Source organism: Leeuwenhoekiella sp. CH_XMU1409-2 (assembly GCF_037029365.1).
In the GTDB taxonomy this organism is placed as follows: Bacteria; Bacteroidota; Bacteroidia; order Flavobacteriales; family Flavobacteriaceae; genus Leeuwenhoekiella; species Leeuwenhoekiella blandensis.
Window position 1 is genome coordinate 1 of record NZ_JAYMEI010000055.1, and the last position, 728, is coordinate 728.

General features: G+C 41.6%; 1 protein-coding gene. It reads left to right on the forward strand.

Annotated features, from left to right (window positions below; genetic code table 11):
• Window positions 1-72 precede the first annotated feature (72 nt).
• Entirely contained in the window at window positions 73-693 is a 621-nt protein-coding gene (locus tag WA338_RS18850; RefSeq protein WP_336094566.1) for a hypothetical protein, read from the forward strand.
• The last annotated feature ends 35 nt before the right edge of the window (window positions 694-728 follow it).

Below are 728 nucleotides of genomic sequence, written 5' to 3' on the forward strand. Positions count from 1 at the left end.
AAAAGCATACGCCAAAGGTGAATATATTTATTCGGTAAAGATTTATAAGAATGAAATGCAAGCCCTACTGTCTTGAGTGGTGATCTCAATAAAAACGCAATAGCAGATCCAGGGGATAGTCACTCTGTTGTTACGGTGACAGTTCCTGATATTATTGTTGATGGTTTTATAGTAGAGTATTCCTATGCAGATGATCCCTCAGATGAGAGCCAGCTATCAATAGGGAGAACGGGAGGTGGTGTGTATGTAGGACAAGGTGGTATGTTTACGCTGAAGAACAGTATACTGCGTAACAATAAGGCAGTAGGAGATGGGAGTAATGGAGGTGGGGCAGGACTAATAAGTTTTGGCGGTACTTCAAAATTGATTAATTGTCTTTTTTATAATAACCAGGCAACTGACCTTGGAGGTGCTGTGGGGGGGATAGGAAATATGGAGTTAATCAACTGTACGCTTGCCAATAACACAGCGTCAAATGCTGGGGGTATAGCCTTGTACGGTGGAGACTTGCTCGTTGCAAATACAATTTTGGTTAATAATTCAGGAGATCAGGGCAATATTGAATATGGGGGAAGTGGAGAAGCACATTTAAAATATTCTTTGGTATATGATGGAGCTGTTTCTGATGCAGTAATTCAGACTAATACGCTAATGCTTGCTCCTCAATTTGAGGAGGAACCTACGCGCAGTTGATGCGGTCGCTTCTACAACTCGTAAAAACAAAGCCC